Consider the following 23,383-nt stretch of genomic DNA (forward strand, 5'->3'; position numbering starts at 1 on the left):
CGACTGCACCCGGCCGACCACCCAGGCGATCAAGTTCCGGTCGCAGTCTGGCCTCGCGTGGGTGATGCGGTCGTGCGACGAGCACGCCGCCGGTGCCCCAGAGATCGCCCGGTTGCTCGGCTTCCAGATCACCGAACCCGTCACCACGACGGCGGTGCCGGCATGACCGTCACCTTCGTCCTCGTCCTCGCGGTGTGTCTCCTCCTGGCGCTGCTGACCATCGCTGTCGGTGGCGACCAGAACCTCGCCGCCACCAATCGTCGCCTCGCCGCGGAGAACGAACACCTCCGCCGCCGCCTGGTCCACCCGTCCACCCGCCCGATCGATGGAGGCACAGCATGACCACCACCCTGACCACCCGGGACGTGCTGAACCGTCTCCCTGTCCGTGACCTCCGCGTCACCGCCGTCGACGGTCGGGTGGTGGTCGGGACGGTGAACGGCGACGACAACGCGTCGTACTTCATCACCTCAGCTGACGCCCGGTCCCACGCGACGTACATCAGCCGCGTCTTCAACGGCGCACCCGGCAAGGCCGCCTGGGTCGCCGACATCGTCCTTCTGCTCGTCGCAGCGGTCGACGCCGACGAGCAGAACGGCCTCCTCCCGCCCGTCTCAGTCTTCGCAGCAGCCAAGGAGCAGCACTGATGACCACGTTCGCGATCGTCCCGATCGACCAGGTGGCACCGCACCCGCGGAACATTCGCCGCTCCGCCGTCGCCGACGAGGAGCTCGTGTCGTCGGTCCTCGAGGCCGGCATCCATGAGCCCGTCCTCCTCGGCCCCGAAGACGCCGACGGGGTCCGGTTCCTCATCGCCGGGAACCGCCGCTACGACGCCGCGGTGAAGGCCGGCCTCACGTCCCTGCCCGCCATGCTCCGCGACGACCTCGACACCGAAGCGAAGCAGTCGAGGTCATGCTGATGGAGAACCTCCTCCGCACCGACATCAGCGAGGTCGAGGAAGCCCAGGCCTACGAGCAGCTGGTGCTCGGCGGCATGGACGCGAAGGTCATCGCCGCCAAGACCGGCCGCTCCCTGCGCACCGTGAAGTCCCGCCTCAAGCTGAACGACCTCCCCGAGAAGGCACGCGAGCAACTCCACGACGGGCAGGCGACCCTCGCTGACGCCCAGGCCCTGCTGGAGTTCGCAGACGACCACGAAGCATCAGCCCGCCTCGAGGCAGTGCTGGGTGACCGGGACTTCGCGTACCAGGTGCAGAACGAACGAGCACGCCGACAGCGCATCGCACGGAACACCGAGACCATCGAGGCGTACCAGGAGCTCGGTGCCGTCGAGGCGACCGCCGAGGACAAGCCCGCTCACCTGTATCAGTTCCGCTCCGCTGACCTGCGTGAAGCAGGGGGCCACACCCACTGCGAGTGCCTGGGTTACCTCGGGTCGATCGACTCCTACGGCGAACCGCAGCTGGTGTGCCTGGACCCCGAGTCACACGCCGACGAGGAAGCCGAAACCCGCAACCCGTCACTGTCCCCCGAGGAAGCCGAAGAGGACCGGGCCCGCCGGGCACAGTTCGAGGCCGCCCGGGAAGCCAGCGAGAAGGCCCGGGTGGAGTGGTCGGCCAGCACGAAGGTTCGTACGGCGTGGATCCGTGAGCACCTCGCGGCACTGGTGGCACCCACCAAGACAAAGGCATTCGGCCCCCTCGCCACCGCCCTGGTGCCGGCCGTGCTCAACGACCCCGCAGTCGACGACTACATGAACGACATCGAACGACTTTCGTCCCTCGGCCTTGACCCGGAAGAGATCGGCTGGGACAACCGCCGGACACAGATCAACAAGCACGTGACCGCCCAGGTCGACACGAATCCGGTCGGGGGGCTGTGGCTACTCCTCACCTGCCTGCTCGAGACGTCCGTGTTCCAGGTCGACGCCGGCCACTGGTCCATCGACGACGACCCGGACCAGCTCGCCAACGTGCTGGCCGGGTGGGCCTGGCTTGAGAGCGCCGGTTACTCACTGTCCACCCCTGAGAAGGACCGCGTCGCGGCTCTCACCGAACTCGCTGAAGCCGGCGGTGATGACCAGTGACCGGCACCGCACGCCCCGTCCGGGGTCTCGCGATCGTCGACGTGGAGGAGATCCACCCGTCACCCAACAACCCGCGGGAGAACCTCACCGGCCTCGACGAGCTCGCCCAGTCGATCTACGAGAACGGGCTGATCCAGCCGCTGATCGTGCAGAAGATCCCCGGTATCGACGGGTTCCGAGTCGTCGCAGGCCACCGTCGTCTCGCGGCCGCGAAGCTCGCCCGCATCAAGGAACTCCCCTGTGTGATCCGCAAGGACCTCCTCCCCGACGACGAGCTCCTGGCGATGCTCGTCGAGAACGGTCAGCGAGCCGACCTCGACCCCATCGAGGAAGCACGGGCTCTGCGGAAGCTGAAGAACAAGGGCATGACCGACCAGGACATCGCCAGGAAGATCGGCCGCTCCCAAGGCCACGTCTCCGCGCGCATCACCCTGCTCTCACTTCCCACCGAGGAACAAGAGCAGCTGCGTGCCGGGTTCGGCACCATCACCGCCGCGGTGAAGAAGGCGCGCATCGAGTCCGGCCGCACCCGCCCCGGCGCCGCGGGCAAGAAGTCCGCTGCCCACCTGTCCACCTCGCACGACCTCGCCACGAAGGCCGCCAACCGCTGCCGGTCCCTGGGCCACAAGCGTGGCGGCGGCGCTTCAGTCGGTGGCGTCGCGTGCGGTGAGTGCTGGGAGACGGTGATCCGAGCCAACGAGCGTGAGGTCCTCAACGACCAGTCCAACGAACGTGGTCGTTGCGTCCTGTGCGACACCACCCAGACGACGGCGGTGGTCGCGTGAACGTCGAACAACTCCGCGAGGCCCTGGCCGAATTGCCGGGTTACTACGAGGTCGAGGTGAACATCGCCACCAGCGACGACTTCGCCTGGCAGTCCCGCACCGGGATCTGGTCGTCGCCAGTCACCGTCGTCACCGCAGCCCAGTCCGAGCAGCACACGACTCCGCGGGTGGTGATCTCGTGACCCGGTACGCCGAAGACTCCGACACCCTCGCCGGTGGCCGCTGGGTCGCCGACAAGAACGGTGTGCAGCGGTGGGTGTCCGACACCAAGGCCGGTGAGGACGAATGAGGATCCCCGGACTGGACTGCTACCTCTGCGGAACACGCCTCGCCGGCTCCATGGCCCGCGCCACCCCGAACGGCCTCCGCTGCCCCGGCCGCACGGCCGACTGCAACCGCCGAGCCACCATCGCCCGGGTCAGGGCCGAACGGGTCGAGGACCTCCGCTGGATGGCCGAGCACGGCGAAGGCCTCCACGGCGCTGCCCGACGCATCGGGATGAAGTGGAAGTCCGTCGAGCAGCTGCTCCGCCGAGCCAACGAACGGGACCTGCTGACCACCCTGATCCGCAACAACCCCCACGACTGGAACACCTGGCCCGACGGCTCCAACATCAACGACCTGACCAAGCCCAACCGCCACCAGAAGGTGGCGGCCTGACATGGGAAAGCCAGCCCGCTGCCGGTCCTGCGCCGCCGCACTCGTGTTCTTCAAGCACCCGTCCAGCCCGAAGCAGGCCCCATTCGACGCCAAGCCGATCGACGGGCACCACCCGAACACCGCGAACGCCTACCCCGTCGTCGGCGCCTCGGCGTACCGGCCCCTGCACCTGGCCGAACAGATCCAGGTGCGTGACCACATCTCCGACGTCGAAGCGATGGCCGAGGTCCGCGACATGCAGTGGTTCCACCTCCACGTTTGCCAACCCACCACACCGAAGGAAACCGACTGATATGAGCACCTTCCACCGTCCCGCGCTCGATGTCATCGCAGACATCCGCCGCGGGAAGCTCCACACCGAACTCACCGACGCCTTCGCGGCCGTCCTCGAGGCGTGCATCGACACCGGCAAGAAGGGCGAGGTCGTCCTCAAGCTCACGTTCGACCCCGACAAGGACGACTTCTCCACCCGCATGAAGGTCACCGACCAGATCACCACCAAGGCACCCCGCCGCACCGTGAAGCCGTCCCTGTTCTTCCTCACCGACGACGGCAACCTCACCCGCACCGACCCCAACCAGGAGCAGTTCGACGGCATGCGCGCCGTCCCTGCCACCCCCGTCACCGACGAGCACCGGAAGGCCAACTGACATGACCGAGAACACCACCACCGCACCCGCCACGGGGATCGAGGCTGCAGTCCGCGCCGGCGAGAACGTCGGCCGCCTCACCCCCATCCCCGAAGACGGGGCACGGTTCTTCACCCAACTCGTCCCCGCCGGCGCCCGCCTCGAGCACATCGACCTCGAAGCCCTCGAGGACAAGCTGGCGATCTTCCCGCGCCGCAAGACCGGCACCGTCCACGTCCAGGACGCCTCCTCGTTCATCGAGTACCTCGCCAAGCACGCCCTCTCGGCGACCGAGGTGTGGGCCGACCTGTCCCGCACCCGCCTCGTCGGCGTCATCAACGCCCACGACGAGGCCAGCGAAGACCGCATCACTGAGGGCGTGGCAGGGCACGGCGACCACCGTGTCGCCCTCGAGCTGCTCCCCACCAAGGCCTGGCAGAAGTGGACCGGCCGCGACAAGCAGTGGCTGAACCAGTCCGAGTTCGCCGAGCACCTCGAGGACAACGCCGTCGACATCCTCAACCCCGACGCCGCCACCATGTTGGAGATCGCCGAGCACTTCCACGCCGCCGTCGGTGCTGACTTCAAGTCCGCCCAGCGGCTCTCCGACGGCAACGTGTCCCTGCGCTACGAGGAGACCACCACCGCCCGCGCCGGCCAGTCCGGTGACCTGGAGATCCCGAAGACCTTCACCGTCGCCCTGGCACCGTTCGAGGGCGCTGAGCGTGTCCCCGTCGACGCCCGGTTCCGGTACCGCATCAACTCCGGGAAGCTTGTCCTCTCTTATGCCCTGCTGAACGTGGAGGAGATCGCCCAGCGGGTGTTCCTCGACTACGTCGACTCGGTCCGCGCAGAGATCACCGCGCCCCTGTTCCAGGGTCGCCCCGAGTGAACGGGGTGGGCCCGGCCGCTGTCGGCCATGAGTTGCTGCTCGAGGCGGCTGGCCTGGTCATCACGACACAGTTCGGGTCCACCTCGCAGCTGCAACGCGTCCTCGGCATCGGCCACGACAAGGCCGCCCGGGTCATGACCGAACTCGAAGCACACGGCGTCGTCGGCCCCCGCAAGCGCGAGGGGCTCTCCCGTGACGTCCTGGTCACCCCTGACCAGCTCGACGCCGTACGAGCACAGATCGGCGGCGGCCAGTGATCACGAAGCCCCAGAAGCGCCCGGACCTCCGCAAGCACGTCGGGGTGTGCATGACCTGCCGCCACTGGCAGATCGACGTACGCCCCGGCGCGATCTCCGACCTCGGTGGGTGGCTCGTCGCCATGCGAGCAATCGGAGAGGCACACGCAGAGCACATCCGCGACGAGTGCCCCAACGCCGGCGGCCGGCTGAAGTGGGTGTCGGGCGAGTGGGTCGACGCTCCGCTCATGGACAGCGGCAAGCCTGCTGACGGCACCCTCGCTCTCGAGCCGACACCCCGCTGGTGGGTGGCCCGATGATCTACCGCCAGCGCCCGCTTTGGCGTGCTCTCGCTGTGGCTGCGGTGAACACCGTTGCCCGGCTCGGGGAGAGGGCTGTCATGGCCTTCCCAACCCGTACTGACACTCCGATCTGCCGCGTTTGCCGGCGCCCTGACTGCACCAAGGAGACGAAGTAATGACCGAGATCCCCCCTGCATCGAATGCCGCCGCGCCCGTACTCTCGCTAACCCTGACCACGCGAGGCCAATCATGAGCGGCCTCTCTGACGCCGAGTCTCTGCTGGGTCATAAGCACTCGGACTGGGGATTCAGGCGAGTCTTCGTGCAAGCCGACGTCGAGGGCATCATCACCGCCCGCGAGAAGGCGCTGGTCGAGGAGATCGTGGAGGCCATCGAGAAGCGACGCCTCTCCCGTCGTCGTCGCTGGCTCCGCAGTCATCGCTGGTCGGGCGAGGACGAGGCGCGCTGGTCCCAAGGCATGTGGGACGCCGCCCGGATCGCCCGCGAGTTCACCAAGGGTGGTGGCGAATCATGAGCGCCGTGGGAGACGCGAGGAAGCGTCAGGCCGACCTCACGGGCCCCGAGCAGATGGCCGCGCGGTCACTGACCGAGCAGGCCATCACTCGGTACTGGAATCTGTCCCCGGCCAAGCGGGAGAGCGCGCCGGACGACCGGGACGCGCTGGCCGAGGTCATCACCATTCCACGCCCGACCGTCCCATTCGGCCCCAAGCACCTCACACAGGACGAGGCAGATGCCGATTACCTCCGCAGCGCTGCCAGGAACATCTGGGACGCACGCTGCATGGGGAGCAACCTCACCGCCACCGTCGTCAAGTTGCTGAACGACTGCGCCGACCGGATCGCTGGTGACACCTGATGTGCGGCTGCCAGAAGCACCACGACGAATCCAAGGCGTGCACCTGTATCTGTCTCGAGCATCGCAACTTCGAGGCCGCCTACCACCTGGCCATGCGGAGGTACGACGAGATCGTCGGTCTTCAACGTTGGAAGGACGAAGCGCTGGAAGTGATCTCAGGCCTGCAAGAGCTGGGCCGGGCGCTTGACCTCCGCCTCGGCACCTCGATCACTGGCCCTCGCGCAGTGGAAGCGGTCAACGCGCTCAAGGCCGAGCGTGACGATCTCGCTGACCGCCTATCGGCCCTGCTCTGCGACCTGACCGGCGGGCTGATGTCCAAGACGAGCTACCCCGTTCCCGTGATGGTTCAGGCGATCGAGGCTGAGTTCGAGAAGCGCGCCGCTGGCGACGACGACCAAGGATCAACGCTCCCCTCCGGTGGCCGTCTCCTCGCTGGTGGCGGCGCTGATTACTCACACATCCCTCTGAAGGAGGACTAGACCCCCGATGGCTTGGTTCAAGACCGATGACAGTTTCGGGAGCCACCCGAAGGTCCTCGCACTCCCTCGCGGTGCTGCTCGCATGCGCTCGGTTGGCCTGTGGACCCTGGCGGGCACCTGGGCTGCGAAGCAGGAGACCGACGGGCACGTCCCGGCGTACATGATCGAGGAGCTCGGCGGCACGAAGGCTGACGCGAAGCGCCTGGTCGACGTGACGTTGTGGGAGGTGACCGACACCGGTTATTTGTTCCACGACTGGGCTGAATACCAGCCGACGTCGAGCGACAAGGAGTCCGACCGTGAAGCAGCCCGAGAGCGTATGCGCAAGCTGCGCGCGAAGAAGGGCCCCAAGAATGCCGGAACGACGGGCGATTCAGAGGATGGTTCGGAAGATGTTCGCGCGAACAAAGACCGAAGTTCGGAAAACGTTCGCTCTACCCCGACCCGGCCCGTACCCGACCCCACTGCTGCTGCCGCAGCAGACGCGGCAGCAGCAGTCGATTCGCACACCACAACCGACCTCCCCGGCCCCGTCGCGATCCTCGCGACCAAACTCGCCCAGCACACCCCACTCCGTGGCCTCCGCTGGGACCTCCCCACCGAGAAGCTCGACCGCATCACCACCTGCGTCACCGAGCACGGCGACCAGGCACTCGTCGACAACGCCCTGGCCACCCTCCGCACCCCGGCCCCGACGTACGCCTCAGCGTTCCTCGGCAACTGGGAAGCCATGCCGCCCCCGGGCCAACGCCTCGCCCTCGTCGCCCAGCGCCTCTGCGACGTCCACGGCACCCGCCTCACCCCGTCCGGCAACTGCAGCTCCTGCGCAGCTGACGCCAAGGTCGGTGGTGACCGATGACCAGCCTCCGCCGCACCGCGATGACCCGACGTACCGAGTTGCGTCGTACGCCGATGACCAGGAAGCGCCCCAACGCCCAGAAGACGGTCGCCGGCCGCCGCAAGAACACCGGCCCGTCGAATACTGTCCGAGGTCTCGTGTACGCCCGTGCTGGGTGGTGCTGCGAGGTCTGCGGCCGCCAGCTGCACGACGGGAACGGGTGGACCCAGGCCCACGCCGTGCACCACAGACGGCCCCGCGGTGCCGGAGGTTCCAGCGACCCGGCCACGAACTCCCCGTGCAACCTGCTCCTCGTCTGCGGCACCGGCAACGAAGACCCCTCGACCTGCCACGGCCTCATCGAGTCCCAGCGCACCCTCGCCCTGGCCAACGGCTGGCTCGTCCCCCAACACGGCGACCCCGCATCCACCCCAGTCCTTGTCGCAGGCGGCGCCACCGTCCTTCTCACCGCCACCGGCACCTACGCGTCTGCAGAGTGGGTCACGCCATGACCGAACCCGTCATCGATCCGTTCGCCCGCCAGCTGGAGTTGTTCCGTGAGCGCTTCGCGAACCGCCGCACCGTGCCTTGGGAGATGTTCAGGGCGGCGGAGGACCTCGTCCGAGGCAGCGCCGAATACCACCGCATCCAGCTCGACGTCAGCCGTGAGGAGCACCAGGCGGAGATCACACGACTGCGCGAGGAGCACGAGAAGCGCATGGACGTGCTCAGGAGCACCCTCGAGGCCCAACGCTCCACCAACAACCTCCTCGAGCAGCAAGCCCAAGAGCGACGCAGCCTCTACGAAGCCCGCCGCTCCACGGGTCCCGAAGGCGCCGAGGTCACAATCCGCCGCGACGACTACCTCAAGTCGTGGCGATTGCAGGACCTCGAGGAGATCGCGTTCCGCCTCCGATGCGGGGGCGCGACGGACGACACCGCGGTGGACATGGCCTCCAACCGGGCGGTCGCGGTCGTCCCGGCCCCGAACATGGTCACCCTCGAGCACCGCCCGGCGCCGCCCGAGCGGCGTGCCCCGCTGACGATCCCGTCGGCGCCCAGGCCGGAGCCAGCGGGCACCCTGCGTCTGCGGCACATGCTTGCTGCTGCCAGCCTCCTCCTCACCGCCTTGGTGACGCTCATGGTGGTGCTCCTGTGACCGGCTTCCTTCACACCCTCGAGGCAGGTGGCCATGCGTTCACCTGCCAGGCCAAGGGCTGGGTGGTGTGGGAGACCACCGAGCCCCGCGCCCGTGCAGCTGCGACCGAGCACGCCAAGAAGTGCAAGCACCACACCCCGGAGGGACAGCAGTGACCCAGGACCAGGCCCCCGACGTGCACACCATGTTCGCCGAGCTCACCCAGCCACACTCACACCGCGAGCCGTACGTCGTACGCCGCGGCGGCACCACGTGGACCCAGCACCACGTAACCCGTGTCCCAGCCCTGGTCATGCAACTGCTCGAGGCAACCCCTGCCGGTTCCGGCGACCAGGCCGGCACCGGTGGCCACTCCCGCCCCGCGATCCGCATCGAGGCACTCGACACGGTGATGCTCATCGACGACGAGGTCTCACGTTGGATCGAACGCCTCGGCTCGAATACCCCAGCCGACGTGTGGGACGTCGAGAACGACCGACCCGTGAAGGGCTCCGGCACCCTCCGCGCACTGCGTCACCTCCACGGACTCCACGCCTCCGCACCCATCTGCCAGCCCGGCCTGCGTGGCGGCCGCACCGGATCCGCGTGGTGCTGCCTCACCCACCGCCTCGAGCACGACCTCTCAGGCTGGTGGCACCAGGCCCGCATCGTGTCCGGGTGGGACACCCCAGCCTTCCGACCCTTCGCGGCCTGCCCCATCTGCGAGGCCGTGAACTCCCTGCGGGTGAAGCTGACAGCCCAGACAGCCCTGTGCGTGGAGTGCCGCGCACTGTGGGATCCGACCACCATCGGGATGCTGGCCGAGCACATCAGAGAAGCGAAGGCCAACGACACGCCAGCCCCTCAGGTCGAGAGTGCTTGATCCATGGGCGCCGAGCAGGTCATACTGACCCCGACATCTTCAGCGACCCCAACCACGTCCGTCTCAGGGACGTTGAGCCCGCGCAGCAAGCACGGACTGCATGAACTGCTGAAACTCTCCCGCTCGGCCCGAGCGGAACGTCACTGCGTACGGGTCCTCTGCGACTGTCTTGTGCTTCCCCATGGGCTGAACGAGCGGCGCATCCGGTGTCCCCGACGCCGTGAACTTCAACGCCTTCATCCCAATGCCTGCCGGGATGATCATGGCGGTGGCGATCGAGTGCAGCGGCATCACCACCTGGCCTCTCATCGGCTTGCTGATGAAGACGTTGTGACCGTCGAACGCGACCTTGCCGCGGTACCCCTTGAGCTCCATCCCGCCACGGTAGGCCCGCTCCACCGCTCTCGTCCCGAGAATGCAGGAGGACGTCCGATGGCCCAGGCGCGCGGCTCACGGCGGTACAAGCAGATCGTGGCCAACCTGAAGGCCCAGCGACTGCAGCCCTGCATGCGGTGCGGCATGGACATCGACTACGAGGCCGACGCCCAGGCCGGCGAACCTGACGCGTTCAACGCCGGCCACAAGAAGTCATGGGCCACGAACCCCGAGCTGCGCGAAGACCCATCCAACTTCCAGCAGGAGCACGCCAGGTGCAACCAGGGAGCCCTCACAGACGACGGTGACGGCCCTCGAGGCCTCGGCACCGTCTCCGAGGACTGGTAGAGAGCCCGACCAGCGGGTAGGGGCGTCTCGGTCTCAGGCCGAGCCGCCCGGCGGCCCTGACCTCCGGGCCGAGTTCGTTTCCCCCCGGCCCCCTTGAGGGGGTCGCGCGCGCGAGAGGACGACACGATGGCCCCCCGACGCCGCCGGTGCGCGTTCTGCTCCGAGCCCCTGCCGAAGGACGCCCGCTCGAACCGCAAGTTCTGCGACGCCGACTGTCGCGCTGGCCGAGCGAAGCAGCCGGCCGTCGAGCTCGGCCCTGTCGCCACGGCGACCGAGCTCGCGATCACTGCAGCTGGCACCGAGCTGACCGAACGCGACCAGGGCGCCGTCGCCGCACTGCGCCACCTGGCCAACAAGATCGATACCGAGCATGAGATCCGCGAGGCGGCCCTGAAGTGGGCGGCCCAGAACGACGGCGCCGGCAAGCCCCCGCAGATCGACAACGTGTCGGTGCCGACCTACTTGAAGTACTGCGAATCGCTCGGGCTCACCCCGGCCGGCCGGTCCCGACTGGAAGCCGCGAAGCCTCAGCAACCGGGAGGTGCGACGGGTGGCAGCAAGCTCACGCTCCTCTCGCAAGGCATCCCGCGACCCGGCGCCTAAACGCTACGGCTCAACGACGCCGCGGGTCTTCACTCCACCGCTGCGACCGCTCGAGCCGCGGACCCCCGAGACGGAGCAGAACACCCTCGGCTACTCGGTGATCGACTTCGCCGAGCACATCCTGAAGATCACCTTGCTGCCGTGGCAGTGCTGGCTGCTCGTCCACATGCTCGAGCTGCGGCCCGACAACACGCTGCGCTTCCGAACCGTGGTCGTGCTCGTGGCGAGGCAGAACGGGAAGAGCACCCTCTCGCAGGTGCTGGCCCTCTGGATGATGTACGTCTACGGGCTCAACCTCGTGCTCGGCACAGCGCAGGATCTCGACACCGCCGAAGAGGTCTGGCAAGGCGCGGTCGACCTGGTCACCGACGTCGACGACGAGACCGACGAGCCGATCCGCCCTGAGCTGTTCGACCTGCTCGACAAGGTCGTCCAGGTCAACGGCAAGAAGGCGCTGGTCCTCAAGAACCGGAAGCGGTACAAGGTCAAGGCCGCCAACCGCCGCGCGGGCCGCGGTCTCTCCGGTGACTTGATCCTCCTCGACGAGCTTCGCGAGCACCAGTCCTGGGACGCGTGGGGCTCCATCACCAAGACCACCATGGCCCGGTCGATGGCGCTCATCCTCGCGTTGTCGAACGCGGGCGACGCGACCAGCATCGTTCTGCGTTTCCTCCGGCAGAAAGCTCACGCCGCGGTCGGCGATCCGGACGGACTGAACGAGGCCGACGAGCTCATCGAGGCCGACCAGCTCGAGGACTTCACCGACGAGGCCGAGGACCTCCTCGAGGATGACGACTCGCTCGGCCTGTTCGAGTGGTCAGCGAAGCCTGGGCGTTCGGTCCGCGACCGCGACGGTTGGGTCGAGTCCAACCCATCGATGGGATACACCATCACCGAACGCACCCTGGCCAGCGCGTGTGCGACAGACCCCGAGTGGGTGTTCCGCACCGAGTGCCTGTGCCAGTGGTCCGAGGGAACCCTCGAGGGACCGTTCCCGCCCGGCGCCTGGGAGGCCGGCCGGTGGGTGCAGCGGGCCAAGAAGGACGAGCCTCCGAAGATCGTCGGCCAGGTCAAGGCCTGCATCGACATCTCACACGACCGGACCATGACCTACATCAGCTTCGCCGGCCGCCGTGCAGACGGGCTGCCTCAGGCCGAGGTCGTCGCTGCTCGAGCTGGGCAGCACTGGGTGGCTGGGTGGCTGGCGGACCCGAAGCGCCGTCACCGGATCGAGGAAGTCACCGGGCAGTCGAAGGGCGCGCCGGTGTCGAACCTGATGAAGGAACTCAAGGCCGGGGTCGTCGACGCCGACGGGATGCCGCTGGATCTCCCGCCCATCATCGACTGGACCGGCGACGACCTGGCCGGCTGGACCGGCGAGGTGTTCGACCTGGTCCGCGCCGGCGCCGTCACCGACGACGGCAAGCAGGTCGGCGTACGCCACCTGCCGCAGCCAGCGCTCGACCTGGCCGCCGCGACAGCTGTGTTCAAGCCGCTGGGTGAGCGGTTCGTCATCGATCGCGCCAAGTCCCCCACCGACGTGGCCCCACTGGTCGCCTTCTTCGGCGCCCTGGCCCTGCTGATCCGGCCCACTCCCCCGCCGGAGACCTCGGCCTACGAAGACAACGACCTACTCGTCCTGTGAACGGAGGCACCCGATGACCGACTACAAGCCATTCGTGGGCCGGCGCGTCGTCGTCGGAACGACCGAGTCTGTCGTCAGTGGCACCCTCGACCGCGCCGGCCGGACCACGCTGCAGCTCGTCAACGCCATGGACGTCGGGTCTCAGAAGCCTGTCGACGGGGTCCTGGTCGTGCCCGAGTCCCAGGTCCTCTGGGTGCAGGTGCCCTGATGCGGTTCGAGTCCCTGGGCCAGCTCGGCGACTGGTTGGAGCAGTCGCCCAGCGTCTACGTCGCCGACCCGCCGATGACGCTCATGGAGTCCATCGACGCCAAGTCCGTGTGGGCCTCGCAGCCGTCGGTGCGCAAGGTGGTCGACTACATCGCTCGCAACGTCGCCTCTATCCCGATCAACCACTACGCCCGGATCTCGGAGACCGAGCGTAAGCGGGTCACCGACGACCCGATCGCCGCGATGCTGCGCAAGCCGTCGGCGGCGCCGCGGATGACGCCGTACCGGTTCTGGCACGGCGTGCTGGTCGACCGGCTGATCTACGACCGGTGGTGCTGCATCATCAGCACCGACGAGGGGCGCCCGTGGCTGGACCGCATCCCTGCGCGCCGGTTCCAGTTCCACACCGACTCTCTCGACCGGATCGATGGCGTGGTCGTCTACGCCAAGGACGGCACCAAGCGGACCCTGGCCCCCGAGACCTGCCTCTTCGACGCCGGCTACTCGACCCGGGGCGGCAACGGCACCAGCCCCATGGAGACCCTGAAGGACATCCTCAACGAGGCCAGTGAGGGTGTCGACTTCCGCCGCAGCGTCCTCGCGCGCGGTGCACGGATCCCGGGCTACATCCACCGCCCCACGGCATGGCCGGCCGACGGCAAGGCCCGCGAGCGGTTCATCTCCGGATGGAGGAACTTTGAATCCGGCGGTGGCCGCGAGGGCGGCACACCGATGCTCGAAGACGGCATGGAGTACAAGACGCTCGACGCGTTCAAGCCCGTTGACCTCGAGCTCATGCAGGGCCGCACCCTTACCGACATCGAAGTCGCCTCCGCCTTCCACATCGCGCCCGAGCTCGTCGGCGCCCGCGAGGGAACGTTCGCGAACATCGACGCCTTCCGGCAGATGCTGTTCGGCCCGAACCTCGGCCCGTACATCACCGAGTGGGAGCAGGTCCTCGACGCCGCGTTCGGAGACGAGGGGCACTACCTCGAGGCCAACGTCGACGTGAAGCTCCGCGGCTCCTTCCTCGAGCAGGCAGCGGCCACCTCGACCGCGGTCGGTGGCCCGTGGATGGCCCGCAACGAAGCCCGCTCGATGCGAAACATGCCCCCGGTCGAAGGCGGCGACGAGCTGATTACCCCGCTGAATGTGCTCGTCGGCGGTCAGGCATCACCCCACGACTCGGGATCACAGAACACGACACCGAAGACCTACGCACTGCACCTGCGTGAGACCGACCCAGCGGCCAGCGAACCCACCACCGACGACGCCGACAACGGCGACGGTCCGAACCCGACTGGCCTCTAGGAGGTCCACATGCCGTTCAAGTCATGCCCCGTGCAGGTCAAGGCCGCGGGCACAGCCGACGGGCTGGCCGAGGGCCAGTTCCGTGCCGTCGTCTCCGTCTTCGGGAACAAGGACTCCTACGGCGACATCGTCATGCCCGGAGCCTTCGCTGAGACGCTCGCTGAGTGGGCAGCCAAGGGCACCCCGATCCCCGTGTTCTGGTCGCACCAGATGTCCGACCCGGAGATGTGCATCGGTGAGGTCATCGAGGCCAAGGAGACTGACCAGGGCCTTGAGGTGCTCGCCCAGCTCGACATCGACGACGCCGCTTCTCCGAAGGCCAAGCAGGCCTACCGGCTCCTCGAGGGCCGGCGGGTCACGCAGTTCTCGTTCGCGTACGACATCGTCGAAGCGGCATGGGTCGAGGCCGACGACGACTACTGGTACGAGCTGCGTCGGGTCAAGCTGCACGAGGTCGGGCCCTGCGTCATCGGCGCCAACCAGGAGACCGAGCTGCTGGCCGTGAAGGCGGCGGCCGAGCATGCGACCCGGTTCACCAAGGGTGGCCGAGTGCTGTCCGTCTCCACGGCCGCACAGGCCACACTGCGCGAGGCCAAGGCGTCCCTGGACGCCGCCTCGAAGCACATCACAGATGTCCTCACCGTCGTCGACGGCGAGGCAGGCAACGACGAGAAGGCCAAGGCGAGTGAGCCGGCCGCGGACGAGGCGCCCGACGGGGCGAAGTCCGTGGAGCCCATGCACGCGTCCCCGTCTGAACTGTCGGCGCTGCTGTCCATCGAGCTCGCAACCGCGGGCTGACACAGAAGGAGAAGCATCATGGAGAAGTGGAAGAGCCTGCTCAAGCAGGCCCAGGCCGCTGCCAAGGCTGCTCAGGACATCGCCGCCAAGGGGACTGGCCCCGACGGCGCGATGACCGAGGCCGAGCGCACGGAGTTCCAGGGCAAGCACGACGAGGCGCTCCGCCTCAAGGGCGAGTCCGACCAGGCCAAGAAGGACGCCGACTCGCAGGCCCTGCTCAAGGACCTCGCATCGGTCGACGGCGACGCCCCCGACGACGGCGCCACCGGCACCAAGGCGTCTGGCTGGGAGGTCTCCGACCGCGGGGACATGGCCGACATCCGGTCCTTCGGCGAGAAGTTCGTCAAGTCCGCGGCCTACGGAGAGTTCCGCAAGGAGTTCCCCAACGGCGTTGGTCGCGGCACCCCGGTCTCGATCGGGCGCGTCAAGGTCGGCGAGCGGGGCACGTTCGCCCAGACCCGCCTCAAGACCCTCACCTTCGGGCAGGCCCACACGCAGCCGGTGCGGTTCCCCACGATCGACCTCGTCGACCGTGACCGCCTCACCCTGCTGGACCTGATCGACCACGGTCAGACCGACGGCGACTTCGAGTACGTGCAGGTCACCGGCGTGACCCGCAACGCGAAGATCGTCGGAGAGCTGACCAGCGAGTCGCTCGAGGCGGACCTCAAGCCGGTCAGCGACATGACCACCCAGCTCGCGGACGCCAAGGTGTACACGTACGCCGACGGCTACGACGTCACGAATAAACTGCTGGCCAACGCGCCGGCGTTCGCGACGTACATGAACAACGAGCTGAAGTACTCGCTGGACAACCTCATCGAGGACAAGCTGCTCAACGGCACCGGCACCAACGGTGAGCCGCTGGGCATCCTGTCCACCACCGGGGTCCAGCAGGTCGAGTACACCGCCGAGGCGGTCGGCTCCGACGGCATGCCCACCGAGGCCACGGCCAAGGCGTTCATCCGCGCGATCCGGATGGCGATCCTGCAGATCACCCGCCTTCCCGGCGGAACGGTCACCGGCATCGTCATGTCGCCCGAGATGGACGCGGCCATGGACCTGCTGCAGGACCTCGAGGGCCGGTACTTCTCCGGTGGCCCGTTCAGCTCGGGCCCGGCCACCCTGTGGGGTCGCCCCCGCGTCACCTCGGAGCGCGTGGTCGACACCAACGCGATCCTGGGCGACTGGAAGCAGGTCGCGCTGCTCGACAACGAGGGTCTCTCGGTCCTGGTGTTCAACCAGCACAAGGACTACGCACAGCGGAACCTCAACTACGTCCGCGGCGAGCTCTCGGCGGCCCAGGCAATCTGGAAGCCGAACCGCCTCACCGTGGTCAAGCCCGCCGTCACCCCGTGATGACGATGACTGACTTCGAGATGGTCGTAGTCGACGGCATCCGATACCGCCCCGAGGACGCTCCCAAGCGTCCGGAGGGCGGGTCGGGTGAGCCCGATGAAGCGAAGACGGTGACGACAAAGGTCGCCCGCCCCCGCAACAAGGCCCGCTCCACCACACCGAACAAGGAGTGAGTCATGGCGGACCAGCCGACCCCCGGCGACCTCGAGACCTACCCCGGGGCACCGTTCACCCAGGCGGCCATCAACGCGGCAGTATCCGAGCTGCGTGGCCGTGCCGGGTGGCACGTGTTCCCCGAGGTGACCGAGACGCTGGAGGTCGACTGGTCCGGCAAGCGGATCCAGCTCCCGTCCTTGCTCGTCAAGGCCGTGTCCGAGATCCGCGACGTCACGCGCCCTACCGACCCCGTGATCATCGAGGGGTGGCGGGTCCGCAAGAGCAAGGGCATCCTGTGGATGCCTCGGCCGGGCTGTGACCGTGTCCTCGAGATCGACCTGGTCCACGGCTACGCAGAGTGCCCGGGCGACCTGTACCCCACCATCGCGGCCATCGCCTCCGAGCAAGCGCTGGATCCCCGCGTCACCCGCGACCAGGCTGGTCCGTTCAGCCAGGACCGCACCAACCTGACCACCCTCAGCTCATGGCTTGACCGCGACAAGGCCACGACGATGGCCCGCTACGCGTTGGGCCCCCTGCCGTGAGCATCCCCACCAGGACGACCTTGCAGGTTCGCCGCCGCCAGGACGGCCCTGCCAAGGACTCTCACGGCAACCCGGTTATCACCTACGCCGACCCGATCAGCTGGCCCGTCTTCGGGTACGCCCCAGGCGCCTCGGATCGAACCACGGATCCGAACCGCGACCTGTCCCTGATCCTGTGGACCGTCTACGCACCGGCCGGCGGCAATGCCCCTGGCGAACTGGACCGTGTGCTGCTCGGCGGCACCGAGTACGACATCGAGACCCGCCCCGACGACTGGACGCACGGCCCATGGGCGCACCCCACCGCCGGCCTCGTCGTCGAACTCAAACGAGCAGAGGGGTGAGCGGCATGAAGCTCGAGTTCAACGACGAAGCCTTCTCTCAGCTGCGCAACAACCCGGCCCTGCTCGACGGCCGCGGCGAGGCGATCGCGGCCGCCTGCAACGCCGACTCGGAGTGGGGTGGCTATTACGCCACCGAGCCCGAGTTCGACGGTCGTACGACGTTCCAACGCGTCTTCGGTGCGGACGGTCGCAACGACGAGCTCCGCGACCTGCGTCTGATCAAGAACCTGGACGCCGGTCAGTGACGATCTACGCGCCGCCCGACATCGAGGCCGCTGTGGTGACGTTGCTGTCCTCGCACATGACGGTGGCCACGAAGGTGCCGAACCCCCGCCCAGCCGCCCACACCCGGGTGACCGCGGCCGGCGGCAACGAGCGGAACCTGATCCAGTCCGACGCCCGGGTCATCGTCGAATGCTGGGGCGCCGACGACACTGCAGCGCTCGGCTTGGCGCGGCTGGCGTACGCCGTGCTGTGGGGCGGCCAGGACTCCTTCATCGCCCCCGGGGTGTGGGTGTCTCAGATCCAGCTGACGAACCCGGTGAACCTCCCCGACCCGGACACCCGGTCTCCGAGGTATCAGTTCGTCGCCCAGCTCACAGCCAGCCTGACGGAGGTCAGCCCATGATCTTGAAGCACCCCACCCTGCAGCAGCAGAGGGAAGTCCCCGACTCGCAGGCAGACCGTTGGCTCGCGACCGGGTGGGTCCACGCCGCCCAACCGACCGTTGGCGACCGCGTCACGCTGCCAGCGTTGGACCCGTCCCGGCCGATCGCTGTCCTGCAGTGCCCCACCTGCGCACAGACCGGCTACCAACCCTGCGTCACGAGCGCAGGGAAGCCCGCGAAGAAGTACCACGCCGCCCGCCTCACCAGCCCGGCGGCCAACACCTCAGCCTCCGAAGCGGCGACCGCTGCGGATCAGGGCCAGCACTCTGATGAAGGAGACAAGAAATGAGCCAGACAGCGAGCAACGTCGCCGCGTTCTCCCCCAACGCGACGACCGGTGGAATCCTCCGCGCACCCCTGGGGACCCCGCTGCCGACCTCGGCCAGCGCCGCCCTCGACCCCGCGTTCGTGCCCCTGGGGTACGTCAACGTCGACGGCGTCCAGCCGACCGGCGACGCGGCCACGTCCGAGGACCAGTTCGCGTGGGGTGGTGACAACGTCGCAGCCCTGCAGACCCAGGGCAGCGTGAAGCGCTACACCTTCAAGCTGATCGAGGTGTTCAACAAGGACGTGGCCGAGTTCCTGTTCGGCGCGGACAACGTCGTCGTGACCCCGGCCGCCGGCGCCGTCGGCACCCTGATCGCGATCGAAGACACCGGGGCCGAGCCGGAGCCGGGCGTCTTCGTCATCGACGCGTTCTACAAGGGCAAGCGGATGCGCCGCGTGCTCCCCAACGGCCACCCGCTGATCACCGCCGAGGACCCGCTGGTGCACACCGCACTGTCGGCCACCGAGTGCCAGATCACCTGCCTGAAGGACGCCGAGGGCAAGCGCCAGTACATCTACCTGCAGAACGACGACGTCGCCGACGGCGCCTGAGAGACCACCCGGCGCGGGTTTCCATCGCTGGCCCGCCCGCGCCGGGTGCACCACCCAGTGGCCAGCAACCACCGAAGGGCCAGCGAACATGACCGACATCCCCAAGGGCGCCAAGCGGCCGGCAGACAAGAAGCCGAAGAAGACCGCCGAGGCGCCACCCGAAGAGATCACCGTGACGATCGACGACCACGACTATGTGGTCGCGACCGACGCCCTCGACGACTTCGAGCTCCTCGACGACCTGAACACGATCGACCAGGACGAGGACCCCACCCGGCTTCCGTCCGTGATGCGTCGACTCCTGGGCCCCGATCAGACCAGGGAGGCACTGCGCCGTCTGCGGGACCCCGACAGTCAGCGGGTGTCCATGGAGGCCGGCACGCAGTTCGTCATGGATCTGATGACGGGGTGTAACCCAAACTCCTGAGGCTCGCGGTGCTGCTCGGCAAGCACCGTGGGCCGCTGGCCTCTGACTTCCGCCGCTACTACTCCCTGTCCCTGGCCGGCATCCGAGCGACGGGGATCCCGCTGCACGAGGTCGCCGACCTGGCGGCCAACCTGCCACCCGGTTCAGCTGTCGCCCGCGCGACCAACCCGGAGTGGTGGTACACGCCCGAGGTCTCGCTGCTGCACAGCATCGAGTACCACCTGCGCGTCGGGTTGTGGCGTCAGACCCCGGACGCCGAACGCGGGATCAACCAGCCGGAGCCGATCGACCTCAAGGGCGACGGAGAGCAGGACAAGTCGGAGAACGGTCCCGACGTGATGACCACCGACGACATGGCTGCCCTTCTCGGGTGGTCACCCACGGGCGAACGACTCTGAGAGGAGCCACCTCATGGCATCGAAGAACGGAGTGAACCTCGCCACCGCGTACGTGTCGCTCGTCGTCGAGGCATCCCAGGTGGCGCCCGAGGTGAAGAAGCAGTTCGCCGGCGTCTCCAAGGTCGCCGCCCGAACCGGCAAGGAAGCCGGCAAGGCGTTCGGTGCCCCGATGGCCCAGCAGGCGTCCGCGTCCACAGCGGCGCTGAAGAAGTCGGTGGAGTCCGCCCAGTCCGCCGTCGTGAAGTCCTCCGAGAAGGTCACCCTCGCGCGACGCAAGGAAGAGGACCGGGCCGGCGCCCTGCGGGTGGCGGAGGCGAAGCTCCTCGACCTGCGCGAGTCCGGCAAGGCGAAGGCGTCCCAGCTGGCTGCCGCCGAGGAGCGTGTGGCCGCGGCGATGCGCGCCAACGACACGGCCACCGACACCACCCGCGACGCTGTCCGCGATCTGACGGTCGCGCAGAAGCGGGCCAAGATGAGCGCAGACGAGCTCACGAAGGCCGAGAGCACCCAGGCCACCCAGACCGATCGGGTCTCCGCGTCCACGAACCGGCTCCGGGACCGGTTCAAGGCGATGGGCCGCACCGGCCGCGATGAGCTCTCCGGCGTACAGCGTGAGACCGGCCGAGTCGGCGGATCGTTGCGCCGCGTCGCCGGGCTGGCCGCCGGGCTGTTCGCAGCGGTCAGCATCAAGGAGCTGGTCGGCAGCACCATCACCGAAGCCTCCAACGCGGAGCAGTCCCTCGGCGCCACCGAGACCGTGTTCAAGAAGTTCGCCGACACGGTCATCAAGACGTCGAAGAAGGCGGCCCTGCAGTACGGGCTCTCGGCCAACGAGTACCGCGAGAACGCCAACCTGATCGGGTCGCTGTTCAAGAACCAAGGTGTCCCGATGCGCGAACTCGGTGCCGAAACAGACCGGATGATCGCGAAGGCCGGCGACCTCGCGGCGACCTTCGGTGGCACCACAGCGGAAGCTGTCGAGGCCCTCGGCTCTGCGTTCAAGGGTGAGTTCAACCCGATGGAGCGGTACGGCATCAGCCTGCGGCAGTCGGTCATCAACACCGAGGCGTGGCGCCTGGCTGGCGTCAAGACAGAGTCCCAGTTCAAGAAGCTGTCCACGGCCACACAGGACGCCGCGAAGCGCCAGGCCACCACCAACCTGATCATGAAGCAGTCGAAGGACTCGACCGGCGCGTTCGCCAAGGAGTCCTCCACCCTGGCCGGGCAGCAGCAGCGACTCTCAGCTCAGTGGACCAACACCAAGGCGTCACTGGGTTCGGTGCTCCTCCCGCTGCTCACCCGCATGGCTGAGGGGATGAACAAGAAGGTCATCCCTGCGCTGCGGAAGTTCGGGCAGGAATTCAAGGCCGGTGAGGGTCTGGGCGGCAAGTTCGCCAACGTGCTGACCAAGGTCCGCGACGCAGTGTCCTCGGTCATCGACTTCATCCGGAACAACCAGACGGTGGTCGCGGTGTTCGTCAGCATCATCGGCGCGGCCGCGCTTGCTGTCGCTGTCCTGACGGTGGCCCAGTGGGCGTTGAACATCGCGCTGACCGCCAACCCGATCGGTCTGATCGTGGTCGCCATCGCCGCCCTGGCAGCCGGCCTGGTCTACGCCTACAAGAAGTCCGAGACCTTCCGGCTCGTCGTCGACACGATGTGGATGGTCCTGAAGAAGATCGCGTCGTTCTACTGGGCGATCTACGGGCCCGCGTTCCGGATGATCTGGGACCTGATGAAGCTGGCCGCACAGTTCGTCACCGACGTACTGGTCCCGGCGTTCAAGCTCTTCTGGGACCGGCTCAAGGTGCTGGCCGCGTGGCTGTGGGAGAAGTTCCAGCCGGCCCTGGACATCATCAAGACGGTGCTCGGGAAGGTCATGGACGCGGCCAAGGTCGTGGGCAGGGTCATGGGTCGGGTGTTCGCGCGACTCCTCGCGCCGATCCAGGCTGCGATCGACAAGCTGCAGCTGCTCGTCGACAAGGCCAAGGAGGCCGTGGACTGGGCCAACAGGGCCGCCGGCAAGGGCGGCCAGTGGGGCCACTTCGGTGCTGACGACTACTTGGATCTGTTGGCGAACCCGTCACCGAAGACGGTCGCCCCGACACCGACGATCAAGCCCAGCAGCGCGCCGGCGAAGCGCCCCGAGGCGAACCCCCGTTCGGCGGCCCTGATCAACATCGAGACCGTCCGGTCGAACAACTACGACGACCTGATGATCCAGCTGACCCGCCGCAAGCAGGCCGCGACTCTGGGCGGGTTCCCCGCATGAGCCGCCTCGAGGTGTGGATCGCCCGGGCCGGGCTGTCGCTGCCTGACCTCTACGTCACGGGTGACCCGTCGTGCCGGGCCACGGCGCCGTTCTGGATCCCTGCTGATGGGATCTCCACCCCGGACTTCTCCTGGCGTCTCGGGTACGCCCCGGACTCGCCATGGGTCCCCGGGAAGAAACTCCTCTCCGCGGTACTCGAGGCGTCGTCGATCCCCTTGAGCGTCTACGCCTCCGGGAACTCCCCCGGTCACCTGGCGGAGTTGAAGGCCGAACTCGAGGCGGCGGTGTCGCAGTTCGTCTACACCACCACGATCAGCGTCGACGGCCAGGAGCAGTCGTGGTCGTGCGATCCGGCGTTCCCCCAGTGGGGTGCGCTGACGCACGGCATGTCAGAGAAGCACCTGGCCCGGGGCGCTCTCGTGATCCCTGTGAACCCCTGAGGAGGACGAGATGCCGATCCGTGACGTGGCTGCGATGAACGCCAGCCTGGACAACGACTACGGCACCACCCGTGGACCCAACGCGCCGGCCGAGCACGAGCTGGCGTTGTTCTCCGGTGACCCGATGGACGGTGGTGTTGAGGTCTCCGGCGGCGGGTACTCCCGCGTGACCGTGACCGAGGCTGACTGGGCGGCCGCGGCGGACGGCGAGAAGTCGCTGCTCGAGACCGTCGAGTTCCCACCGACGACCGACGAATGGGAAGACGACGTCACCCACTTCGCTCTGATCGCTGCCGGCGAAGTGATGTGGGACTGCGCCCCACTCGCTGACGACCTGGTCATCACCGGCCCCGGCACTGGTCCGGCGATCACGATCACCCTGTTTCACGCCGATGTGCTCGAACCCCAGGAGGACTGACAGATGGCCGTTCGATTGAGCGAGACCGTCCGCAACGCGATGCTGGACGACGTCGCCGCTGCAGTGGACGGTGGAGCCGGGTCAGGGTTGCTGCGGATCTACACCGGCCCCCAGCCAGCCGACGCCGCCGCGGCCGCGACAGGGACGCTGCTGGTGGAGATCGCCCTCTCGGACCCGGCGTTCGTGCCGTCCACTGCAGCGGTGCTGGAGTTCGACGTCACCATCCCCCCGGAGGCCCCCGCGGTCGGCAACGGGCAGGCGGGGTGGGCGCGACTGTTGGACTCGGCCGAGGCCCCGGTGCTGGACGCGTCGGTGGGTGTGGTGGGTGCGGACATCTTGGTGAACACGTCCGTGGTCGCGACCGGGCAGACGATCAAGGTGCTCGGCGGTTCACTGTCGTTGCCGGCAGCTTGAGGGCCTG

At 68.0% G+C, this 23,383-nt stretch carries 40 protein-coding genes; 39 read left to right on the forward strand and 1 reads right to left on the reverse strand.

Annotated elements, in window-relative coordinates:
* The first annotated feature begins 162 nt into the window (after positions 1 to 162).
* The 20 genes from NJ4_RS00280 to NJ4_RS00370 all read left to right on the forward strand — a co-directional run bounded on the left by NJ4_RS00280 (position 163) and on the right by NJ4_RS00370 (position 9,769).
* On the forward strand, positions 163 to 342 hold the full coding sequence (locus NJ4_RS00280) for a hypothetical protein (RefSeq protein ID WP_067428453.1): 180 nt from the start codon (positions 163 to 165) through the stop codon (positions 340 to 342).
* Complete coding sequence (locus tag NJ4_RS00285; RefSeq protein ID WP_067428456.1) at positions 339 to 647, forward strand: hypothetical protein; 309 nt, start codon at positions 339 to 341, stop codon at positions 645 to 647. The genes NJ4_RS00280 and NJ4_RS00285 overlap by 4 nt, the downstream gene beginning before the upstream one ends.
* Complete coding sequence (locus NJ4_RS00290) at positions 647 to 922, forward strand: ParB/RepB/Spo0J family partition protein (RefSeq protein WP_067428459.1); 276 nt, start codon at positions 647 to 649, stop codon at positions 920 to 922. Before NJ4_RS00285 ends, NJ4_RS00290 begins: the two co-directional genes overlap by 1 nt.
* Positions 922 to 2,049, forward strand: coding sequence for a ParB/RepB/Spo0J family partition protein (locus tag NJ4_RS00295; RefSeq protein ID WP_067428461.1), 1,128 nt, complete (start codon positions 922 to 924; stop codon positions 2,047 to 2,049). The genes NJ4_RS00290 and NJ4_RS00295 overlap by 1 nt, the downstream gene beginning before the upstream one ends.
* Positions 2,046 to 2,834, forward strand: a complete 789-nt coding sequence (locus tag NJ4_RS00300) for a ParB/RepB/Spo0J family partition protein (RefSeq protein ID WP_067428463.1) — start codon at positions 2,046 to 2,048, stop codon at positions 2,832 to 2,834. Before NJ4_RS00295 ends, NJ4_RS00300 begins: the two co-directional genes overlap by 4 nt.
* On the forward strand, positions 2,831 to 3,016 hold the full coding sequence (locus NJ4_RS00305) for a hypothetical protein (RefSeq protein WP_067428466.1): 186 nt from the start codon (positions 2,831 to 2,833) through the stop codon (positions 3,014 to 3,016). The genes NJ4_RS00300 and NJ4_RS00305 overlap by 4 nt, the downstream gene beginning before the upstream one ends.
* Before the next feature lie 103 nt (positions 3,017 to 3,119).
* Positions 3,120 to 3,494, forward strand: a complete 375-nt coding sequence (locus NJ4_RS00310; RefSeq protein WP_067428468.1) for a hypothetical protein — start codon at positions 3,120 to 3,122, stop codon at positions 3,492 to 3,494.
* A 1-nt stretch (position 3,495) separates the two neighbouring features.
* A complete protein-coding gene (locus NJ4_RS00315; RefSeq protein ID WP_067428469.1) occupies positions 3,496 to 3,786 on the forward strand; it encodes a hypothetical protein in 291 nt (96 codons plus the stop codon).
* A gap of 1 nt (position 3,787) precedes the next feature.
* On the forward strand, positions 3,788 to 4,144 hold the full coding sequence (locus NJ4_RS00320) for a hypothetical protein (RefSeq protein ID WP_067428471.1): 357 nt from the start codon (positions 3,788 to 3,790) through the stop codon (positions 4,142 to 4,144).
* Between the two features lies 1 nt (position 4,145).
* Positions 4,146 to 5,015 (forward strand): DUF2303 family protein, encoded by an 870-nt coding sequence (locus NJ4_RS00325; RefSeq protein ID WP_067428473.1) that lies wholly within the window; start codon positions 4,146 to 4,148, stop codon positions 5,013 to 5,015.
* Entirely contained in the window at positions 5,012 to 5,272 is a 261-nt protein-coding gene (locus NJ4_RS00330; RefSeq protein ID WP_067428476.1) for a DNA translocase FtsK, read from the forward strand. Before NJ4_RS00325 ends, NJ4_RS00330 begins: the two co-directional genes overlap by 4 nt.
* Positions 5,269 to 5,571 carry a hypothetical protein gene (locus tag NJ4_RS00335; protein ID WP_067428478.1) on the forward strand — a complete coding sequence of 101 codons (303 nt, stop codon included), beginning with the start codon at positions 5,269 to 5,271 and terminating at the stop codon, positions 5,569 to 5,571. The genes NJ4_RS00330 and NJ4_RS00335 overlap by 4 nt, the downstream gene beginning before the upstream one ends.
* A 231-nt stretch (positions 5,572 to 5,802) precedes the next feature.
* Positions 5,803 to 6,087, forward strand: coding sequence for a hypothetical protein (locus NJ4_RS00340; protein ID WP_157550505.1), 285 nt, complete (start codon positions 5,803 to 5,805; stop codon positions 6,085 to 6,087).
* Entirely contained in the window at positions 6,084 to 6,431 is a 348-nt protein-coding gene (locus NJ4_RS00345) for a hypothetical protein (RefSeq protein WP_067428484.1), read from the forward strand. Before NJ4_RS00340 ends, NJ4_RS00345 begins: the two co-directional genes overlap by 4 nt.
* Entirely contained in the window at positions 6,431 to 6,910 is a 480-nt protein-coding gene (locus NJ4_RS00350; protein WP_067428487.1) for a hypothetical protein, read from the forward strand. The genes NJ4_RS00345 and NJ4_RS00350 overlap by 1 nt, the downstream gene beginning before the upstream one ends.
* 7 nt (positions 6,911 to 6,917) lie before the next feature.
* Positions 6,918 to 7,769: a hypothetical protein gene (locus tag NJ4_RS00355; RefSeq protein WP_067428489.1), complete on the forward strand. Its 852-nt coding sequence runs from the start codon at positions 6,918 to 6,920 to the stop codon at positions 7,767 to 7,769.
* A complete protein-coding gene (locus tag NJ4_RS00360) occupies positions 7,766 to 8,260 on the forward strand; it encodes an HNH endonuclease (protein WP_067428492.1) in 495 nt (164 codons plus the stop codon). The genes NJ4_RS00355 and NJ4_RS00360 overlap by 4 nt, the downstream gene beginning before the upstream one ends.
* Positions 8,257 to 8,907 carry a hypothetical protein gene (locus tag NJ4_RS25405; RefSeq protein WP_067428494.1) on the forward strand — a complete coding sequence of 217 codons (651 nt, stop codon included), beginning with the start codon at positions 8,257 to 8,259 and terminating at the stop codon, positions 8,905 to 8,907. Before NJ4_RS00360 ends, NJ4_RS25405 begins: the two co-directional genes overlap by 4 nt.
* Positions 8,904 to 9,062 carry a hypothetical protein gene (locus tag NJ4_RS25410; RefSeq protein WP_157550507.1) on the forward strand — a complete coding sequence of 53 codons (159 nt, stop codon included), beginning with the start codon at positions 8,904 to 8,906 and terminating at the stop codon, positions 9,060 to 9,062. The genes NJ4_RS25405 and NJ4_RS25410 overlap by 4 nt, the downstream gene beginning before the upstream one ends.
* Positions 9,059 to 9,769 carry a DUF7341 domain-containing protein gene (locus tag NJ4_RS00370; RefSeq protein ID WP_067428496.1) on the forward strand — a complete coding sequence of 237 codons (711 nt, stop codon included), beginning with the start codon at positions 9,059 to 9,061 and terminating at the stop codon, positions 9,767 to 9,769. Before NJ4_RS25410 ends, NJ4_RS00370 begins: the two co-directional genes overlap by 4 nt.
* 63 nt (positions 9,770 to 9,832) lie before the next feature.
* On the opposite strand, the gene NJ4_RS00375 is transcribed toward NJ4_RS00370, so the two are convergent.
* On the reverse strand, positions 9,833 to 10,168 hold the full coding sequence (locus NJ4_RS00375) for a hypothetical protein (protein ID WP_067428499.1): 336 nt from the start codon (positions 10,166 to 10,168) through the stop codon (positions 9,833 to 9,835).
* 33 nt (positions 10,169 to 10,201) lie between these two features.
* Between NJ4_RS00375 and NJ4_RS00380 the strand changes: the two genes are divergently transcribed.
* The 19 genes from NJ4_RS00380 (at position 10,202) to NJ4_RS00470 (ending at position 23,376) form a co-directional block, all read left to right on the forward strand.
* On the forward strand, positions 10,202 to 10,492 hold the full coding sequence (locus NJ4_RS00380; protein ID WP_067428502.1) for a hypothetical protein: 291 nt from the start codon (positions 10,202 to 10,204) through the stop codon (positions 10,490 to 10,492).
* 126 nt (positions 10,493 to 10,618) lie between these two features.
* Positions 10,619 to 11,095, forward strand: coding sequence for a terminase small subunit (locus tag NJ4_RS00385; RefSeq protein WP_067428505.1), 477 nt, complete (start codon positions 10,619 to 10,621; stop codon positions 11,093 to 11,095).
* Positions 11,043 to 12,740, forward strand: a complete 1,698-nt coding sequence (locus tag NJ4_RS00390) for a terminase (RefSeq protein WP_157550509.1) — start codon at positions 11,043 to 11,045, stop codon at positions 12,738 to 12,740. Before NJ4_RS00385 ends, NJ4_RS00390 begins: the two co-directional genes overlap by 53 nt.
* Before the next feature lie 13 nt (positions 12,741 to 12,753).
* On the forward strand, positions 12,754 to 12,948 hold the full coding sequence (locus NJ4_RS00395; RefSeq protein ID WP_067428511.1) for a hypothetical protein: 195 nt from the start codon (positions 12,754 to 12,756) through the stop codon (positions 12,946 to 12,948).
* The gene (locus NJ4_RS00400) at positions 12,948 to 14,258 is read left to right on the forward strand and encodes a phage portal protein (RefSeq protein ID WP_067428514.1); all 1,311 of its coding nucleotides are present in this window, start codon (positions 12,948 to 12,950) and stop codon (positions 14,256 to 14,258) included. Before NJ4_RS00395 ends, NJ4_RS00400 begins: the two co-directional genes overlap by 1 nt.
* Positions 14,259 to 14,267: 9 nt before the next feature.
* Positions 14,268 to 15,056 carry an HK97 family phage prohead protease gene (locus tag NJ4_RS00405; RefSeq protein WP_067428517.1) on the forward strand — a complete coding sequence of 263 codons (789 nt, stop codon included), beginning with the start codon at positions 14,268 to 14,270 and terminating at the stop codon, positions 15,054 to 15,056.
* Between the two features lie 18 nt (positions 15,057 to 15,074).
* A complete protein-coding gene (locus tag NJ4_RS00410) occupies positions 15,075 to 16,415 on the forward strand; it encodes a phage major capsid protein (RefSeq protein ID WP_067428520.1) in 1,341 nt (446 codons plus the stop codon).
* A 5-nt stretch (positions 16,416 to 16,420) separates the two neighbouring features.
* The gene (locus NJ4_RS25415; protein ID WP_157550512.1) at positions 16,421 to 16,588 is read left to right on the forward strand and encodes a hypothetical protein; all 168 of its coding nucleotides are present in this window, start codon (positions 16,421 to 16,423) and stop codon (positions 16,586 to 16,588) included.
* A 3-nt stretch (positions 16,589 to 16,591) separates the two neighbouring features.
* Complete coding sequence (locus NJ4_RS00415; RefSeq protein ID WP_067428523.1) at positions 16,592 to 17,116, forward strand: hypothetical protein; 525 nt, start codon at positions 16,592 to 16,594, stop codon at positions 17,114 to 17,116.
* On the forward strand, positions 17,113 to 17,460 hold the full coding sequence (locus tag NJ4_RS00420; RefSeq protein ID WP_067428525.1) for a hypothetical protein: 348 nt from the start codon (positions 17,113 to 17,115) through the stop codon (positions 17,458 to 17,460). Before NJ4_RS00415 ends, NJ4_RS00420 begins: the two co-directional genes overlap by 4 nt.
* A gap of 5 nt (positions 17,461 to 17,465) precedes the next feature.
* Positions 17,466 to 17,705: a hypothetical protein gene (locus NJ4_RS00425; protein WP_067428528.1), complete on the forward strand. Its 240-nt coding sequence runs from the start codon at positions 17,466 to 17,468 to the stop codon at positions 17,703 to 17,705.
* Positions 17,702 to 18,088: a hypothetical protein gene (locus NJ4_RS00430; protein ID WP_067428530.1), complete on the forward strand. Its 387-nt coding sequence runs from the start codon at positions 17,702 to 17,704 to the stop codon at positions 18,086 to 18,088. Before NJ4_RS00425 ends, NJ4_RS00430 begins: the two co-directional genes overlap by 4 nt.
* 325 nt (positions 18,089 to 18,413) lie before the next feature.
* On the forward strand, positions 18,414 to 19,007 hold the full coding sequence (locus NJ4_RS00440) for a phage tail tube protein (protein ID WP_067428535.1): 594 nt from the start codon (positions 18,414 to 18,416) through the stop codon (positions 19,005 to 19,007).
* A gap of 88 nt (positions 19,008 to 19,095) precedes the next feature.
* The gene (locus tag NJ4_RS00445; protein WP_067428537.1) at positions 19,096 to 19,434 is read left to right on the forward strand and encodes a hypothetical protein; all 339 of its coding nucleotides are present in this window, start codon (positions 19,096 to 19,098) and stop codon (positions 19,432 to 19,434) included.
* 8 nt (positions 19,435 to 19,442) lie between these two features.
* The gene (locus NJ4_RS00450; protein ID WP_067428538.1) at positions 19,443 to 19,832 is read left to right on the forward strand and encodes a hypothetical protein; all 390 of its coding nucleotides are present in this window, start codon (positions 19,443 to 19,445) and stop codon (positions 19,830 to 19,832) included.
* Between the two features lie 13 nt (positions 19,833 to 19,845).
* Positions 19,846 to 22,104: a phage tail tape measure protein gene (locus NJ4_RS00455; RefSeq protein WP_157550516.1), complete on the forward strand. Its 2,259-nt coding sequence runs from the start codon at positions 19,846 to 19,848 to the stop codon at positions 22,102 to 22,104.
* Positions 22,101 to 22,544 (forward strand): hypothetical protein, encoded by a 444-nt coding sequence (locus NJ4_RS00460; RefSeq protein ID WP_067428544.1) that lies wholly within the window; start codon positions 22,101 to 22,103, stop codon positions 22,542 to 22,544. Before NJ4_RS00455 ends, NJ4_RS00460 begins: the two co-directional genes overlap by 4 nt.
* Positions 22,545 to 22,554: 10 nt before the next feature.
* Complete coding sequence (locus NJ4_RS00465) at positions 22,555 to 22,962, forward strand: phage tail fiber protein (RefSeq protein ID WP_067428547.1); 408 nt, start codon at positions 22,555 to 22,557, stop codon at positions 22,960 to 22,962.
* Between the two features lie 3 nt (positions 22,963 to 22,965).
* A complete protein-coding gene (locus tag NJ4_RS00470) occupies positions 22,966 to 23,376 on the forward strand; it encodes a hypothetical protein (protein WP_067428550.1) in 411 nt (136 codons plus the stop codon).
* Positions 23,377 to 23,383 lie beyond the last annotated feature (7 nt).

This window comes from Nocardioides jensenii JCM 1364 = NBRC 14755, from assembly GCF_001552535.1.
GTDB lineage: Bacteria > Actinomycetota > Actinomycetes > Propionibacteriales > Nocardioidaceae > Nocardioides > Nocardioides jensenii.